The organism is Flavobacterium hibisci, assembly GCF_020026925.1.
GTDB classification, from domain to species: Bacteria; Bacteroidota; Bacteroidia; order Flavobacteriales; family Flavobacteriaceae; genus Flavobacterium; species Flavobacterium hibisci.
Window position 1 is genome coordinate 348,906 of the sequence record NZ_JAIQDW010000002.1, and the last position, 17,248, is coordinate 366,153.

Sequence of the window (17,248 nt, forward strand, 5' to 3'; positions counted from 1 at the left end):
ATAATCTTACTTTCGCGTCATTATTTCAAAACAAAATCTTTATGAAATTAACTTTACGCAGTTTTATTTTTATTATTTTCATAACATTATTTTCAAATCAGATAAAAGCACAGACAACAGGTAAATCTATAAAAGCTTCTATCGGTTATGGAGCAAGCAGTTCTTATTATAACGAAGACTATGGAACTCAGGATGAAGTAGATGTTATGGGCGGTGGACTTTATCTGCAGGGTGAATATATCATAGGAATAAAATCATGGTTTAGTATAAGACCCTATGCTGGTGCTATTTTTGCATCTGTTGATAAAAATCAAAATGTGCAAAATCAACCTCAATACAAAGTTACAACTAATGCTTTTTTAGTGGGAGGAAAAGTTCGTCTTTGTGCACCAATACCATGGGTTGCGCCATTTATTGAAAGTGGCATTGGAGCTTCGGCTGGTAAATTTGAAACATTTACACCAAATGTTAATTTCAACAAAAGTGATGTTTTATTACAGATTCCATTTGGCATAGGATTAGCTGTGGGTAGAAATCATAGTTTTGAAATTGGAATTTCTGGTTACTTTCATCCAGCGGCAAAACAATCAACTAGCGTATTTGCTTTCGGATATAGTTTTCCTTTAGACTAAATAATATAAAAAATCTCGCTTATCATCATTCCATATTAAGTTAACAATTTCAAAAAAATCGCTTCAGCATTAGCAATCTCAAATATTTTATAAGACCTTTGCACACTTTTTTTCGTGAATACCACAAAAGCTAAAGTTTTAGAAATGAAGAAGAAAATAGAAATATTAGCTCCAGCAAGAGATTTAATCGGCGGAATGGCAGCTATTAACAGCGGTGCAGATGCAGTATATATTGGAGCGCCACAATTCGGAGCCCGATCTAATGCCAATAACTCAATCGAAGATGTTGCTGCGTTAGTAAAATATGCACACTTATTTAACGCTCAGGTTTTTGTGGTAATGAATACCATTTTATACGACAACGAGTTAGAAACATGTCGTGCCATGATCTGGGAGTTATACGACATTGGTGTTGACGCCTTAATTATCCAGGATATGGCGATTATGGAAATGGACCTGCCTCCTATTGTACTTCACGCCAGTACTCAGGCCAATAATCGTGACAAAGACAAAATAAAATTCCTTAAAGATGCCGGCATCAAACGTGTGGTTTTAGCACGTGAACTGAATTTGCATCAAATTAAAGAAATATACGATCACGCTGATGTCGAACTGGAATTCTTCGTAACCGGAGCATTGTGCGTGTCCTTCAGCGGAAACTGTTACATGAGTGTGGCAAACGGAGAACGCAGCGCCAACCGTGGTTCTTGCGCACAAAACTGTCGTTTACCGTATAACTTAATCGACGGAAACGGAGATACTTTAATCAAAAACAGTCACTTGCTTTCTATTAAAGATTTAGACGTTTCAGATCAGATTCCGAATTTGATTGAAGCCGGAATCGTTTCTTTCAAAATCGAAGGCCGTCTTAAAGATGTGGCTTACGTTAAAAACAACGTTTCTTATTTACGTCAAAAATTAGACAGCTTTTTAGAAGGAAGCGATAAATACACCAAAGCTTCTTCTGGAAAATGTACCTATACTTTTGACTCTACTTTAAGCAGAACTTTCAACCGTGGTTATACCGATTATTTCGTAAACGAAAGACACAGCTCGATTGGTTCTTGGGAAAGCCCAAAATCAAAAGGTCAATATATTGGTAAATTAATCCGTACAATCGGAGATGCTTACGAAATCGAAAATGGTGAATTGCTAAACAACGGTGACGGACTTTGTTTCATCAACGAAAACAACGAAGCCGACGGAATTTATGTAAACAAAGCCGAGAACGGAAAAGTTTATCCAAACGTTCTAAAAGAAATCAAAGACGGGACTTTCATTTACCGCAACAACGATACTGCTTTCATAAAAATTGTTGAAAGAGAAGACAGTGCCATCCGTAAAATTGGAACTACTTTATTGCTTACCGAAAACGAAAATGGTTTCGAATTAATCGCAACCGATGAAGACGGAAACGTAAGCACCATAAAATTAGAGCACGCAAAAGAGCCAACTAAAACTGGCGAATCAATCGAAGAAAATATTAAAGTACAATTGGCAAAAACAGGTTTCACACCTTATAGCGCCGATGAAATCAATGTAATGTTCACTCAAAACTGGTTCCTTCCTATTTCAAAAATCAACGAAATGAGAAGAAATGTTTTTGAACAATTATCAGAAATTCGTCTGGCAAATTACAAACGTGAAGAACACCAATTGGTAAAAACGTCACATCCTTATCCGGAAACCAAACTGGATTTTATGTACAACGTTTCCAACAAAACAGCTCGTAAATTTTACGAACGCCACGGTGTTACCGAAATCGAAAAAGCATTCGAATTACAATGGGACCCAGGAAAATCTCGTGTAATGACCACAAAATATTGCATTAAATACGAATTAAAAAAATGTCCGATACACCAAAAGGACATTGTAGGTGTCAAAGTTAAAGAACCATTAGTATTAAAACAGGGCGAATTAGAATACAAACTAAAATTCAACTGCAAGCCCTGCGAAATGGAAATCTGGGAAAAAGATGCGGAATTTGAGATTGAAGAAGATCATTTTCACTAAAATACAAACCGATGCTTTAAGTATCGGTTTTTTTATACACATCATTTTTCAATTAACTAATTTCTTAATTTAAAAATTACGTATATTAGCAGTTCGTTTTAGATGAATATACGTAAAAGACCAGAATCAAAATTAAGTAGAATATGGGGGATATTATTCGGGTTGTATTAGCAGACGACCATGTTTTTGTAAGAGACGGAATCAAATCTTTACTTGAAAATGAAGCAAACATAGAAGTTGTTGGAGAAGCAATTGATGGTGCCGATGCACTTGAAGTTGTTACTGCCAGCAAACCCGATTTACTTATAGTAGATATTCGTATGCCCAACTTAACCGGTATTGAAGTAGTAGAAAAACTTAGAAACGATAATAACACTGTAAAAATTATTATGCTTTCGATGCATGAATCGGAGGAATATGTATTAAAATCTATAAAAGCTGGTGCTGACGGTTACCTATTGAAAGGTTCCAGCAAAGATGAATTCATGAAAGCATTGCATACGGTAGCCAATGGCGGCAAATATTTCAGTGGTGATATTTCTTCTATTTTGATTGGTCAGTTAACTAATTCATCATTTTCAGCAGAACCAAAACAAAATCTGGGTGAAGAAATGATGATCACCAAAAGAGAAAAAGAAATTTTGACTCTCTTGTTATCAGGAAAAGGAAATAAAGAAATTGCTGAAGCATTAGATATAAGTAAGCGTACTGCAGAAGTACACCGTTTTAATTTAATGAAAAAACTAAAGGTTAAAAACTTAATGGAATTATCTAATAAAGCAGCTGAATATTCTTTACTATAGATTACATGCGTATAAATACGTAATTTTTTAAAAAACTGCCTTAACAGTTTTAACTACGTTATAGCACTTGTTTTTACCAAAAAAAACACATATAAATTCACTATCGCAATCACACAAGATTTTATTCTTAAATGCGTTGGTATTTACTGTACGTTTTGAATACTTAACGTTAAATTGGGTTTTACCAATTGATGAATGATATTGATTTACAGGGAATATTCCATCAAAGAAATATTACAGACTCTATTCTTTATTTGTAAAAAACAAAAAATAGAGAATATGATATTTTTTCCTAATAAAATAAATCTTTCTTCAAAATTAACTTACATATTTTTACCTTTTTGATAATTTCTAAATCAGGTATTTTTTTTTCTTTCAAAAACACAATTATATGCTATAATTAGTTATATTTGAAGCGATTATGAACCCCAAATTCTATCCAAATGATACCATTCTTAAAATTATCCATGTTAACCTTTTTTGTAACTCAAACAGGTATTGCTGAAAAATTTAATGATGCTTTAATTTCAAAAAATTCAGAAATTAATTTTTCCAGAACACAAAAAAGAGGAATTAAAAAAAACAACATTGTTTATTATGTTGAAAATGATCTGCAAACAATATCTGCTTATAAAAGAAGTAAGCTTAAATGGCAGACAAACGTAATTTCTGTTTGCGGAAAACCAAAAAATGGAAATCCTGAAATACGCTATATTGGTTACAATGCAAATAAGCTACTTATTGTTATGGGAAAACACAATTTTGCAGAAATTGACATCAATAGCGGTACAACAAAATTTATTGGTTAAGATTATAAAAAAACCATACTTAAATAAATATATATAAACAAAGGAGCTTTTGATTGATTTCAGAAGCTTTTTTTAGTATTAATAGACATTATCGAAGTAATTGCACCGATTTATTCACTTTTCCAACAGAAATAAAAATCGGATATTCACACAACGTTACAACAATATTTTAAGTTTTTAAAAAAAATAAATTTGCCAGAAACGCGCTTCCAGATATCTCAATCAGCGCCAGCAATAAAAATGTTAATAAAAAATATTAATTGGTTAAAAAACAGTGATTTCAAATATAAATCATAATTTTTTAATTTGTACTTTCGTAAAAAAAATACTATCTATCACCAACAGCCCCGAAGAATTATGAGGATGTTTCTCATTTTGCATTAACCATATTTGAATTAAAGAGTATCAAACTTAAACAAATTATATAATGGCAAAATCAAAAACGATCGTATTGATACACGGTATGTTCGTAAATAACAACAGCTGGTCTGAATGGGAAACTTATTTTCAGCAAAAGGGGTTCAATGTTTATGCACCGCCCATCTCAGGTCATGAGGGAGATCCCTACAGACTTAGAAAAACTCTTCATCCTGAACTTGTTGAAACTGGCTTTGTTGATGTCGTAAACAAAATGGCAAGATTTATTGACAGATTGCCGGAAAAACCACTTGTTATCGGACATTCAATGGCGGGTCTGGCAGTACAAAAACTGCTTGACCTGGGCAAAGCAGATGCCGCGGTAAGTATCAACGGAGCACCTCCAAAAAATGTTATTCCCCCATTTTCAACTGTAAAAATGGTATGGCCTGCAGTAAATTTCTTTTCCAGAAGAAAGTATTATTTAGGAAACAGAGACTGGTATAATCGGGCATTTTTCAATACACTTCAAAAATCAGAACAAAATAAAGCCTATGACTTAATAGCGGTACCGGAAAGCAGGAAAATTGGAAGGGAAGCACTCCTGAAGTCTTTTGCAAATGTAGATTTTAAAAAACCTCATCAGCCAATTTTGTTTATCGGAGGGGGAAAAGACAATATATTTCCGCCTGATTTGACTAAAAAGATTGCTGGTAAATACAAAGATCCTCACAGTACAGTAGATGTAAAGATTTTTGATGAAAAAAGTCATTTTATATGTGGCGAAAAAGGCTGGGAAGAAGTGGCAGATTATATTTTAAACTGGTACTCTAATTTATAGTAACACATAAAAATAGAGACGCACAGCAGTACGTCTCTACACTACAAATAACTAAACTTAAAAATTAATTCTGATATTTAATCCCCATATCTTCAATAGAGAATTTATCGGTCAATAAATGTAACAATCGGTCTCTTAAGGCGATGTATTCAGGCATTTTTACAATTTCAATTTTGTTTCTTGGTCTTGGCAGGTTCACTTCAACAATTTCGCGGATTGTTGAAGCCGGGCCATTATTCAAAACCACGATTCTATCAGATAAAAACAAAGCTTCTTCGATATCATGGGTAATCATCACGATTGTTTTTTCACGGTTGTTCAGATTCCATAATTTTAAAACTTCCAGTTGCATAGAGCCTTTCGTCAAAGCATCCAGGGCGCCAAATGGCTCATCCAGAAGCAACACGCCCGGATTAATGGCAAATGCCCTTGCAATGGCAACACGCTGTTTCATTCCGCCCGAAAGCTGTCCCGGTAATTTGTCTTTATGCTCGAATAGATTCACCATTTTCAGGTTCTGAATTACGATTTCGTGTTTTTCTTTTTTAGAAACACTCATTACCGAATCGACAGCCTGAAAAATGTTTTCTTCAACAGTTAACCATGGCAGAAGTGAGTAGTTTTGAAAAACAATGCCTCGATCCGGTCCAGGGCCTTTTATTTTTTGATTAGCCAGTTCAACAGAGCCTCCGGTTGGAGTCAGCATTCCGCCAATGGCATTCATAATGGTTGATTTTCCACAACCTGAATGCCCAATAATAGAGATGATTTCTCCTTTTTGAATAGATAAATTAATATCGCGAACGGCTATATATTTTCCTTTTGGAGTTGGGAATGATATTTCTAAATTTTTTATTTCTAAGTAGCTCATGTTATTACGTTTTAAGTTTTTGGGAATCTAAGTTTTTTGTAGCAGGGACATTATGCTTTTTAAGGCACTTTGTCCCGCTATTCGTTGCAATCTTGTTTGCAGAACCCCTGCAAACAAGGATTTCCACTGCTATCGGGGCTAAAAATCAGCTTTAGGGTTTTTAGTTTGTAAATTGCTGAGGGTTTCCAAAAACTTAGAAACTTAGCAGCTCAGCACCTTAGAAACTTTTTTAGGCTTTATAAGCCACTTTACTTTCGATAAAAGTGAATAATTTGTCGAAAAGAAGTCCAACAATTCCGATGATGATAATAGCCGAAATTACTTTTTCTAAACTCAGGGCATTCCAGCTGTCCCATACAAAAAATCCGATTCCTGCTCCTCCCGAGAGCATTTCTCCGGCAACAATTACGAGCCAGGCAACACTGATACTCAAACGTAATCCGGTAATGATGTGAGGCAAACTGTACGGAATTAAAATTTTGGTCAAATAACGCATTTTTGAAAACCCGAAAGCTTTTGCTACATTCTTATGATCCTGTGGAATTGAAGCTATCCCGAAAGAAGTATTGATTAAAGTGGACCACAATGATGTAATGAAAACGATAAAAATGGTTGCCATTCCTGTATCTTTAAAAACAACTAATCCGATTGGAAACCACGCTAAAGGCGAAACCGGTTTTAAAAGCTGTACAATAGGATAGAAAATTTGTTTGCAAATAGCACTTGCTCCCATCAAAATCCCAATCGGAATTGCTATTAACGAGCCTAATAAAAATCCGGACAAAACGGTTTTTATCGAATTGAATAATTGTAATCCGATTCCTTTGTCATTCGGACCATAATCATAAAAGGGATCGCTCAGCATTTCTTTCAAAACGGTAAAAGTTGCCAAAGGTCCCGGAAGAGCGTCTTTGGTATAAATACTCAGCAAAGTCCAGAAGCATATAAAAACCAGAACTCCGACTCCGGCCAATGCGGTCGATTTTAATTTTACTGCAAATTGACTAATCAGCAATTTGAACTTGTCATTTTTTACTGCATCGGACGCAACATTCGAAGTTAAAACTTCGGCCTGACCGCTAATATCACTTAGTGTAAATGTATCTTTATCTGACATGATGTTGTAATTTTAAAATTGAAATTATTTTTTAAAAATTGATTTTTGCCACAGATTGAAAAGATTTGTACAGATTAAAAGTGCTTTAAGTAGGTTTAAAGAAACAATCTTTTAATCCTTAAATCTGTGGCGATAATGAACTTTATTTCTTAGCTGCTTTTATGTAAGCTGCAGGATTTGAAGGATCGAAAACCGTTTTGTCCATAGTTAAGGAGAAAGGTTTCATATCATCATTTGGCACTTTTACTTTCATGCTTTTGGCAACTTCTTCGTATAAATCCTGTAAAATCAGTTTGTCAGCAATCGCTTTGTAATTAGGAGCTTCTTTAAGCATTCCGAATCGTACATATTGTGCCATTGCCCAGATTGCGTATGATTTACGAGGGTAGTTTACGGTTCCGCCTTTGTGAAACAACATATAGTCTTTAGTATATACTTCAGTACCCTGATTACAGCCTAAGTCATAATTACCCATTAATCGGTTTTCGATAACATCTGCAGGAGCATTTACATAAGGTGCTTTCCCGATAATTCCTGCTGCTTTTTTGCGGTTGGCAGGATTGTCCAGCCAGATGCAGGCTTCTAAAACCGCTTTCATCACTTTTACAAGATCAGTTCTGCGTTTTTCGCTGAATTCTTTGTTAACAACCAAAGCTTTTTCAGGATGGTCTTTCCAAATATCCTGAGAAGCTACCTGTGTAAAACCAATTCCCTGTTTTACGGCAACTCCGCCCCAAGGCTCTCCAACACAAAACCCGTCCATATTTCCAACTTTCATGTTGGCTACCATCTGCGGAGGCGGAATAGTAATGATTTTTGAAGTTTTTTGGTTGATTCCCGCAATTGCCATCCAGTTGCGCAACCATAAATCGTGTGTCCCGCCCGGGAAAGTCATGGCAAAAGTCACTTCTTTTTCGGCTTTCAATTTTGCTGCTACAACCGGTGCTACTTTGTTCATTTGTTTAAATCCTACTTTTCCGCAAAAATCTTTCGAAAGTGTAATGGCCTGGCCATTTACATTCAGCATCATGGCGATTTTCATTTCAGAACCTGCTTTTCCTCCTACCCCTGTGTAAACCGAAAATGGCATTGAATACAGACAGTGCGCTCCGTCTAATTCTCCGGTTAAAATTTTATCACGAACATTTGCCCATGAAGATTCTTTGGTCACTACGACTTCAACGCCGTATTTTTTAAATAATCCCAGTTCCTTAGCCATTACAATTGGCGAACAGTCTGTTAATGGAATAAAACCGAGTTTTACAGGATCGTTTTGTGCGTTTACTTCCGTAAAGGAAGCTACAATAACTACTAATAAAGTCAGTATCGTTTTGGTATATGTGTTTACTTTTTTCATTTTGAATAGGTTTAAAAGTTATTCTAATTATTTTTTCGCAAGGAAATTTGGTTTGATATTTAACATGATGTAGGCAAATTGTGGAGTTAAATTTGCGTTGGCAACATTTTTAACTGCTGCAGAAGCCATTGAATTTGTTGCCTGCATGAAGGAGTAACCTGCTTCAAGATTAATGATTTTGGTCATGTTGTATTTTACCTGAAAATCAATTTCGGTTCCTAAGTAAGAGTTTAATTCTCCCCCTGCTCCGTTAGATAATGTGTTTGCCGATTCGAATCCGTGTACATCTAAAGCTAAAGTCAGATTGTCTTTGGCATTGTATTTTATTTTAAAGAAGTAATTCAGCAAGCCCTGCTTTCCGAATCCATTAGCAGCATAAAAATAATCCATGCTTCCCCAGAATTTATGCGGTGTTCCGTATAATGGGTCAAAACGGTTATTTTTAGAATCAGCAGTTACAGCTTTCGTACCATCATCACCGGATAAGTAATCAACTCCGGGACCTACAAATAATTTTCTTCCAATCTGATACGTTGAAGTAATAGAAAATAAATTAGCATTTAAAGATCTTCCGTCTTTATCATGTCCCCCTTGGTAGTAATAACTTCCCATGAAATTTAATTTTCGGGTTGCATTTACGTTATAGTAAATTCCGGTAGTATTTCTGCTCCACACGCCTTCGCCATTTACTTTTGTAGTTACAGGAGGAGTTCCGGAAGTTACGTTGGTGTATTTATTAAAATCATCTTTAAAGAATAGAAAAGACAAATCTCCAAAAAAGAATTTTTTACCGATGTAAGCATACTGAAATGATTTATACATAGTTCCGATTCCGTTTGTTCCTGCCCCATAAGCCGGGTTGGTTCCGTTGTAAATTGTTCCGGTATTTAATTCTTTATTTTGGTTGAAGGCAGCCCCTATATCTGCAATCCAGCCTTTGTTGGCATATTTCAGGATAATCGCATCGTGACGTCTCGCCTGCTGCAACCAATCCAACCCTCCTAATACTTTTTGGTCATCGTAAGAAATTTCCTGACGCCCTGCTTTTACAGATAAATTCTGAATTGTACTTAATGTATCTATTAAAGAAATTTCAGCCCAGGCTTCATGGAGTAAAATTCCGTTATTGGCCTCAGTAGTTGTTCTGTTGATTGATGAAGCATCCTGCCCCCAAACGCGAACATCCTGCAAAGTGGTGAAAAGTTTAAAACGATATCCAGAATATCCTGCAGATAATCTTGTTCTCTGGCTTGTAAAAATAGCTGTTTTGTCGCCGTCTTGTTGTAAAGTCCCTTGTCCTGCACGTACTTCTACACGAGGTCTTACCTGACCCGTAAGCGTAAACTGTGCCTTTGCTTCGTAATTTCCTAAGAAGGCAACAGCACATCCTAATACAATTGTTCTTGTTATTTTAGAATTTAAAATAGATTCTTTTTGGTTAACTATTAGATTGGTTAATTTAGACATGGTTCATTGTTTTGATTAGTATGAAGCAAACTTACATACGTATTAATACTTAAGTACCATGTTTAAGCCATATCAAAATATCTTTTTTTAACTAAAAAAAATGTTTGAAAATCAATTTAAAACCTGCTTTTTAGCATAAAAATAGATAAACAGCTAGTAAAATAAGGCATTCATAAATGTGAACATTTTCTGTTTTAGCTGTAATTTATTGAAAAGAAGAAATGCTATTGAATAAAAAAAATGATTTATTGACCTATTTTTGGAAGTAAAACGAGTCATAAGTTTAAATTATACTTAGCAAAGAATCTAAGTAAATTTAAAATGGAAGAATATACGCAAATACGAAGTTTTTTAAGAGGGAAAATTTTCAGAAATATTTATGCTCCATAATTTCTGACTGCAGCTTAGAAGGAGATAATAAACCGATTCTTTTACCAACCGTTTTGATAAGAATTTCTTTTTTAAGACTTGAAAGTATGCGTATAGCCTGTTCCTCGGTAGTTCCTGCAAAGTCGGCGATTTCCTTTCGGGATAATTCAATTTCAATTAAACCATTATTATTCTGGCCAAATTTTTTGTGAATGTACAACAGCAAATCAATTACGCGTTCACGTACATTCATGTGGGCAATTTTGCGAATGTTGTTTTCGCTTTTGTTTAATTCATCTGCATAAAACAACATCAGGGCATACGTAAACTCTGGAACATTTTTAAGGATGTCCATCATAGTTTCATTACTGAAATTACACAAAACAGTATCCTCCAGCGCATAAGCACCGATCAAATAACGTTTGCTGGTACCAAAACCACGAAATCCGATTGTATCTCCGTTTTTCGTTAACCGAACAATCTGTTCACGTCCGTTGATTCCGGTTTTGACCGTTTTTACTTTTCCTTTACAGATAAAATAAAGACCCTGAAGTGGAGCACCTTCAATAATAAACTGATGCGATTTTTTGCACACAAAGCTGTGTTTTTTTGAAATATACTGCTTCATCTGCTCCAGATGCAGGTGTTTCTTTATAAAACAGTTTTCGTTTGCGCAAGTATCACAAATGGCCATTTCTTCTTTCATGGGATAGCTTTTTTTTTTTAGTACTTAGTGATTAGCATTAATTCGGTAAATCTTTTTAGATCGAATTACTAATAACTATGCACTACTTACTTAATACAAATGAATTTCCCGTTCCTTATTTATTTTGAATCAAAAATAGAAAAATAAATTCACAAAATAAGTATTTATACGTAAAAATACTTATTTTTGTATAACTTTACATAAGTGCTTTATCTGAAGACTTATCAAAGACAACAATTGTAGTATTTAAAAATAACCAGGATGCAAAACACAAAAATCAAAACTACCTGTTCCTATTGTGGCGTTGGCTGCGGAATCATCGTTACAAATGATCCGAAAAGTGGTGTAATGGTTGAAGGAGACAAAGATCATCCTGTAAATAAAGGAATGTTATGTTCTAAAGGAAGAAACTTGCATTATGTTGTAAATGATACTTCAGACAGAATTTTGTATCCGCAAATGCGCGGTAGCAAATCCTATCCTTTAGAGCGAGTGAGCTGGGATACTGCAATTGATCGTGCTGCAGCCGTTTTTTCTTCAATCATAAAAAAACACGGACCGGATAGTGTTGGTTTTTATATTTCTGGACAGTGTTTAACGGAAGAATATTATTTAGTAAATAAATTAGTAAAAGGTTTTTTAAAGACCAATAATATAGATACCAATTCCAGGCTTTGTATGAGTTCTGCGGTAGTTGGCTATAAAAAAACATTTGGTGAAGATTCAGTTCCAATCGCATATGACGATATAGAACTGGCAGACACTTTTTTAATTACAGGTGCAAATCCTGCCTGGTGCCATCCTATTCTATTTAGAAGACTGGAAAAACACAAAGAAAACAATCCAAAAGTAAAAATCATTGTCGTTGATCCAAGAAGAACAGATACTGCCGCATTTGCAGATTTGCATTTGCAGATCATTCCGGGGTCAGATATTATTTTATATCATGCGATGGCAAAACGCATGATTGAAAAAGGATATGTAGATCACGATTTTGTAAAGAATCACGCCGAAAATTTCAAACAATATAAAGATCTAGTTTTAGGAACTTCACTGGAAAAAGCCTCAAAATTATGCGGAATCTCAGTTAACGACATTAAACTTGCTGCTGATACCATCGGAAAAGCAAAGGGATTTATTTCGCTTTGGGCAATGGGATTAAATCAAAGTGCAGTTGGGGTAGATAAAAATACCGCTTTACTGAATTTATCCCTTTTAACAGGTCAGATTGGAAAACCGGGTTCAGGTCCTTTTTCACTGACAGGACAACCTAATGCAATGGGCGGAAGAGAAGTTGGCGGAATGGCGAGTTTACTGGCCGTTCATAAAGATCTTGCTAATCCGGAACACCGAAAAGAAGTAGCCGATTTTTGGGGAGTCGATGCAATTTCAGAAAAACCGGGTCTAACAGCAACCGAAATGTTCGAAGCACTGGAATCCGGTAAAATGAAAGCCGTTTGGATTATCTGTACCAATCCGTTAGTAAGTTTACCTGATTCACGTCGTATCGAAAAAGCATTACAAAATGCCAAATTTGTTGTCGTTCAGGATATTTCACATAATGCGGATACTGCTAAATATGCCGACTTATTATTGCCTGCAGCAGGATGGCTTGAAAAGGAAGGCACAATGACCAATTCTGAACGAAGAATTGCGTATTTACCAAAAGGAATCAATCCTCCCGGAGAAGCACTTCCGGATATTGAAATTTTAATTCGCTTTGCTAAAAAAATGAATTTCAACGGTTTCAATTTCAATAATGCTGAAGAAATTTACAAAGAACATTGTGCACTTACCAAAAATACAAACATTGATATTTCCTTCTTAAATTATAACCGATTAAAAAACGAAGGTACTTTTCAATGGCCGGTTCCGGATTATGGTCATCCCGGAACACCGCGTCTTTTTACGGATAAAAAATTCTATACGCCTTCTCAAAAAGCGATTTTTAATTTACCAACGTCTATTGAAAATACGTCTGAGCAGCCAACACCTCAGTTTCCTTTTATCCTTACCACAGGAAGGGTTCGTGACCAATGGCATACCATGACAAAAACTGGAAAAGTATCACGTTTAATGACACATACACCAAGCCCGGTACTTGAAATGAATCCGATTGATGCTTTTAAATCGGATATTAAAGACGGAGATATTGTTGTCGTAAGCAGCAAAAACGGAGAGGTTCGCGTAAAGGCAAAAGTTACCGATTCTATCAGGGAAAAAGTAGTTTTTCTACCAATGCACTGGGGAAAACAACTTGAAAATGATTTGAACCGGACTAATAATTTAACCATTACGCTGGTTGATCCAATTTCAAAAGAACCGGATTTTAAATATACCACGGTTTCTATTGCGAAATACGTAAAACCTTTTAAGAAAATTGCAATTGTGGGTGCGGGTGCAGCTGCTTTCCGTTTCATTCAAAATTATCGCGAATTCAATTCTACAGATGAAATTGTAGTTTTTTCAAATGAAATAAATCCGTTTTACAATCGTGTATTACTTCCTGAATATATGACTGGCGAATTTAGCTGGCAGCAATTATTAAAAGTGAAAGACGGAGAAGCATTAAATAAATTGAAAATCACCATGAATGCCGGTGTTGCTGTTGGTAAAATTAATGCTGCCGAAAAAAATATAATCGATAGTAATGGCGACAGACATTCTTACGATTCATTGATTCTGGCTACCGGAAGCCGTCCTTTTGTGCCGGAAAATGCACAATTACATTTGCCTGGACGCTTTACTGTAAGACGAAAAGAAGATGCCGACCGTTTAAAAGCACACCTTGACAATACCAATTTACCGCCGGAAGAACAGCATGTAGTGATTGTTGGCGGAGGTTTATTAGGATTAGAATTAGCAGCGGCTTTAAAACATAAAAAAGTAAAAACAACTATTATACAAAGGGCTTCCCGATTAATGGAACGTCAGCTGGACCGGATTTCAAGCAAATTACTGGCCGAAGAAGTACAGCTTCGTGACATTCAGATTTATTTTGATAATGAGGTGAGCACTGTTTTTGAAACCGATAACGAAAACGAGCTTGAAATCGCTTTAAAAAGTGGTAAAATTATTACTGCCAACGCTATTGTATATACGATTGGCACAATTCCAAATATAGAAATTGCACGTGAAACAGGACTTTCTTGCGGTCGTGGGGTAAAAGTCAACCAGTATCTGCAATCCTCAAATCCTGATATTTACGCCATTGGAGAAATAGCAGAATTTAACAACAGACTATTCGGAATTACATCTGCAGCTGAAGAGCAGGCCGATATTCTGGCTAACTTTCTGGCGGGTGATATCAGCAGTTACTATAGAGGTTCTGTTTTAATGAATATTCTAAAACTGGAAGATATTAATTTGTGCAGTATCGGAGAAGTTGAAATTCCGGAAAATGATGATTCGTATGAAGAAATTGTTTTCTCAGATTTAAAACAGCGTTATTACAAAAAATGTATCGTTAAAAACGACTTATTGGTAGGCGCTATTTTGATGGGCGACAAAAACGAATTTGCCGAATTCAAAACCATGATTGAGAGCAAAATCGAATTGTCTGAAAAACGAAATTTATTGCTTCGGGGAAGTTCAAACGCCAAACCTGTTCTTGGAAAACTAGTTTGTTCCTGCAGTCAGGTTGGAGCTGGAAACATAGAAGAAACGATTAAAAGCGGCGTCAATAATTTTACCGATTTATGTAAAAATACCGGAGCCGGATTAGGCTGCGGAAGCTGTAAAACAGAGGTTAAAGAGATTTTAGCAAAGTGTAAAGTATAGTTTCTTTTGTTTCACGTTTCACGTTTCAGGTTGTTGGAACGCATAAACTTGAAACTAAAAAAACTTGAAACATGAAACAAAAAAGACATGGAATTAACGAGATTAATAGTAAAGGGAGGCGTTATTTCGCCGGGAGAACTTAGAGAAGTTGTCAATATGGCAATGGATCAGGGTTTGGATTCGATTTCATTTGGTTCAAGACAGGATATTATTTTTCCAAAAGGGTTTAAGGCTTTGGAAAAAGAAAAAATGGGCAAACATCATTTTGTTTTTCCTGATGAAAAAAGCGGCAACAATATCGTTTCTTCGTATGTTTCTACGGATATTTTCAGAAATACCAACTGGCTTACCGGAAATAAGTTTTTATATATTTTAGAACAATTCAAGGATCAGCCGAAACTCAAGGTAAACATCAACGACCCTAAGCAGCAACTGGTTCCATTGTTTACAGGACATCTTAATTTCATTGCTTCAGAACATGAAGATTACTGGTATTTATATATCCGTTTGCCGAAGTGGCAGCGTATGGAAGTTTATCCTGTCTTAATTTACAGCTGGGATATTGCAACTTTTTATTACGAAATAGAACGCATTGTTACTACCGAAGAATCCTGCGGAATTGACCTGATTTTTAGCCTGGTTACCGAAGCTTTGGATACTAACAACAGAACCATTGATAAACCTTTGAATGTCCCGTTTTATCCTTTTCCGTATTATGAAGGAATGAACCGAATGGGAATCGATCAGTACTGGCTTGGCTTGTATTGGAGAAACAATCTTTACGATTTGGATTTCCTGAAAGAGATGTGTGATTTGTGTTTTGATTGTAAAATCGGTAAAATATGTATCACGCCCTGGAAATCATTTATTGTAAAAGGAATTCCGAAAGACAGAAAACTGGAATGGGAAAAATTTTTAGGAAAAAAAGGAATCAATGTACGTCATTCACTTTTAGAACTGAACTGGCATTTACCGGTAGCAATGGAGTGGGCTTTGAACCTGAAAACATTTTTGGTTCGTACACTCGATCAGTTTGATATCAGTACCTACGGATTAAATTTCGGAATCTCCGAATACAATCGTGACGGGCATTATTTTACTTCGATTGTAGTGGAAAAAAATGATTTGCCCAAAGATTTGGAATCGATCAAGATTCGCGATACTTACAATGTGTTGTATGCGAAGAATTTTGATCCGAATACACGAGAATATATTGTGCATTCACAAGATATAGACAAGTTGGAACTGCCAACCATTTTGATAGAGTTAAGCCGAAAATACTTTGAAGAACTAGGGAATTCAATTCCGGAAACAGTTGAAAAAAATCAGAAAAAAGAAAAACCACAATTGGATATTTATCAATGTCAGGAATGTCTTTCGCTTTATAATCCGGAATACGGAGATGAAAGTCAGAATATTCCAAAAGGCATTTTATTTACAGATTTAGCCGAAAACTATTGCTGCTCTTTATGCGAAGCACCAAAAAGCAATTTTAAAATTTTAGAAACTGTTACAACGTAACAGTTGTGTTTTTAAGCCATATAAGTTATATAAGAAAATGTAAGTTTTTACTTTTCTGTCACATTAATGTTTTGTGAAAACAGAGAATAAGTCAAACTTTTAAATGAACTTACATTACTCCTCCTATGTTTGCGAAGTTATTGATTTGAGTTTTAAAAGTCAATAGATTTGAATTATGAAGTGAAAAAGAATGTGAGTAAATTATTTATAAAATAACTCCAAGAAGTATATTCGATATAAGAAACTACCTCATTCTTTTTTATCTTTTAGAGTCTGAACAGAATGTAAGGAATTAAGCAAGACTTAATATCCAGAATATCCAGTAGGAGAAAAGACGAAGGGAGATTCATCACTTTACAAGTAATTTAAAACTAAAAAGTAATGACAAAAAAAGTAGTTAAGCAAGTAGTAGGAATTGATGTTGCTCAAAAAGAGTTGGTTGTAACTATAGGGCGAAAACTGGATGATTTTTCGATAGAATTGTTTGGTTATAAGGTTTTTAAGAACAGTGATTCAGGTATTTTGTCATTAGTTGAATGGGTAAAAAAAATAAGTGACATTGGAGTTACTGTTCGTTATGTAATGGAAGCTACAGGTGTATATCA

Annotated in this window: 12 protein-coding genes and 1 pseudogene; 8 read left to right on the forward strand and 5 right to left on the reverse strand. The window is 35.2% G+C overall.

From position 1 onward, the window contains the following. Nucleotides 1-41 precede the first annotated feature (41 nt). From K8B81_RS03910 to K8B81_RS03930, 5 genes are all read left to right on the forward strand, one after another. Nucleotides 42-632, forward strand: a complete 591-nt coding sequence (locus tag K8B81_RS03910; protein WP_223679022.1) for a hypothetical protein — start codon at nucleotides 42-44, stop codon at nucleotides 630-632. 144 nt (nucleotides 633-776) lie between these two features. Then, a complete protein-coding gene (locus tag K8B81_RS03915; protein ID WP_223679024.1) occupies nucleotides 777-2,645 on the forward strand; it encodes a peptidase U32 family protein in 1,869 nt (622 codons plus the stop codon). A gap of 143 nt (nucleotides 2,646-2,788) precedes the next feature. Further along, nucleotides 2,789-3,448, forward strand: a complete 660-nt coding sequence (locus tag K8B81_RS03920; RefSeq protein ID WP_223679026.1) for a response regulator transcription factor — start codon at nucleotides 2,789-2,791, stop codon at nucleotides 3,446-3,448. 443 nt (nucleotides 3,449-3,891) lie between these two features. Then, complete coding sequence (locus K8B81_RS03925) at nucleotides 3,892-4,257, forward strand: hypothetical protein (RefSeq protein ID WP_223679027.1); 366 nt, start codon at nucleotides 3,892-3,894, stop codon at nucleotides 4,255-4,257. Nucleotides 4,258-4,684: 427 nt separating this feature from the next. Beyond that, on the forward strand, nucleotides 4,685-5,455 hold the full coding sequence (locus K8B81_RS03930) for an alpha/beta hydrolase (RefSeq protein WP_223679029.1): 771 nt from the start codon (nucleotides 4,685-4,687) through the stop codon (nucleotides 5,453-5,455). A gap of 64 nt (nucleotides 5,456-5,519) precedes the next feature. Here K8B81_RS03930 and K8B81_RS03935 read toward each other — a convergent pair whose 3' ends face one another. The 5 genes from K8B81_RS03935 to K8B81_RS03955 form a co-directional block, all read right to left on the reverse strand. Beyond that, on the reverse strand, nucleotides 5,520-6,326 hold the full coding sequence (locus K8B81_RS03935) for an ABC transporter ATP-binding protein (protein WP_223679031.1): 807 nt from the start codon (nucleotides 6,324-6,326) through the stop codon (nucleotides 5,520-5,522). Between the two features lie 229 nt (nucleotides 6,327-6,555). Next, the gene (ntrB, locus tag K8B81_RS03940) at nucleotides 6,556-7,443 is read right to left on the reverse strand and encodes a nitrate ABC transporter permease (protein ID WP_223679032.1); all 888 of its coding nucleotides are present in this window, start codon (nucleotides 7,441-7,443) and stop codon (nucleotides 6,556-6,558) included. Nucleotides 7,444-7,585: 142 nt separating this feature from the next. Then, nucleotides 7,586-8,800 (reverse strand): CmpA/NrtA family ABC transporter substrate-binding protein, encoded by a 1,215-nt coding sequence (locus K8B81_RS03945; protein ID WP_223679033.1) that lies wholly within the window; start codon nucleotides 8,798-8,800, stop codon nucleotides 7,586-7,588. 27 nt (nucleotides 8,801-8,827) lie between these two features. Then, on the reverse strand, nucleotides 8,828-10,267 hold the full coding sequence (locus tag K8B81_RS03950; RefSeq protein ID WP_223679035.1) for an alginate export family protein: 1,440 nt from the start codon (nucleotides 10,265-10,267) through the stop codon (nucleotides 8,828-8,830). Nucleotides 10,268-10,634: 367 nt separating this feature from the next. Beyond that, a complete protein-coding gene (locus K8B81_RS03955) occupies nucleotides 10,635-11,342 on the reverse strand; it encodes a Crp/Fnr family transcriptional regulator (RefSeq protein ID WP_223679037.1) in 708 nt (235 codons plus the stop codon). Nucleotides 11,343-11,603: 261 nt separating this feature from the next. Here K8B81_RS03955 and K8B81_RS03960 point away from each other — a divergent pair, with 261 nt between their 5' ends. From K8B81_RS03960 to K8B81_RS03970, 3 genes and pseudogenes are all read left to right on the forward strand, one after another. After that, nucleotides 11,604-15,122 carry a nitrate reductase gene (locus tag K8B81_RS03960; protein WP_223679038.1) on the forward strand — a complete coding sequence of 1,173 codons (3,519 nt, stop codon included), beginning with the start codon at nucleotides 11,604-11,606 and terminating at the stop codon, nucleotides 15,120-15,122. An 87-nt stretch (nucleotides 15,123-15,209) separates the two neighbouring features. Continuing rightward, the gene (locus K8B81_RS03965; RefSeq protein ID WP_223679039.1) at nucleotides 15,210-16,643 is read left to right on the forward strand and encodes a rubredoxin; all 1,434 of its coding nucleotides are present in this window, start codon (nucleotides 15,210-15,212) and stop codon (nucleotides 16,641-16,643) included. A 381-nt stretch (nucleotides 16,644-17,024) separates the two neighbouring features. After that, nucleotides 17,025-17,248: pseudogene (locus K8B81_RS03970) on the forward strand (IS110 family transposase); the annotation flags it as partial.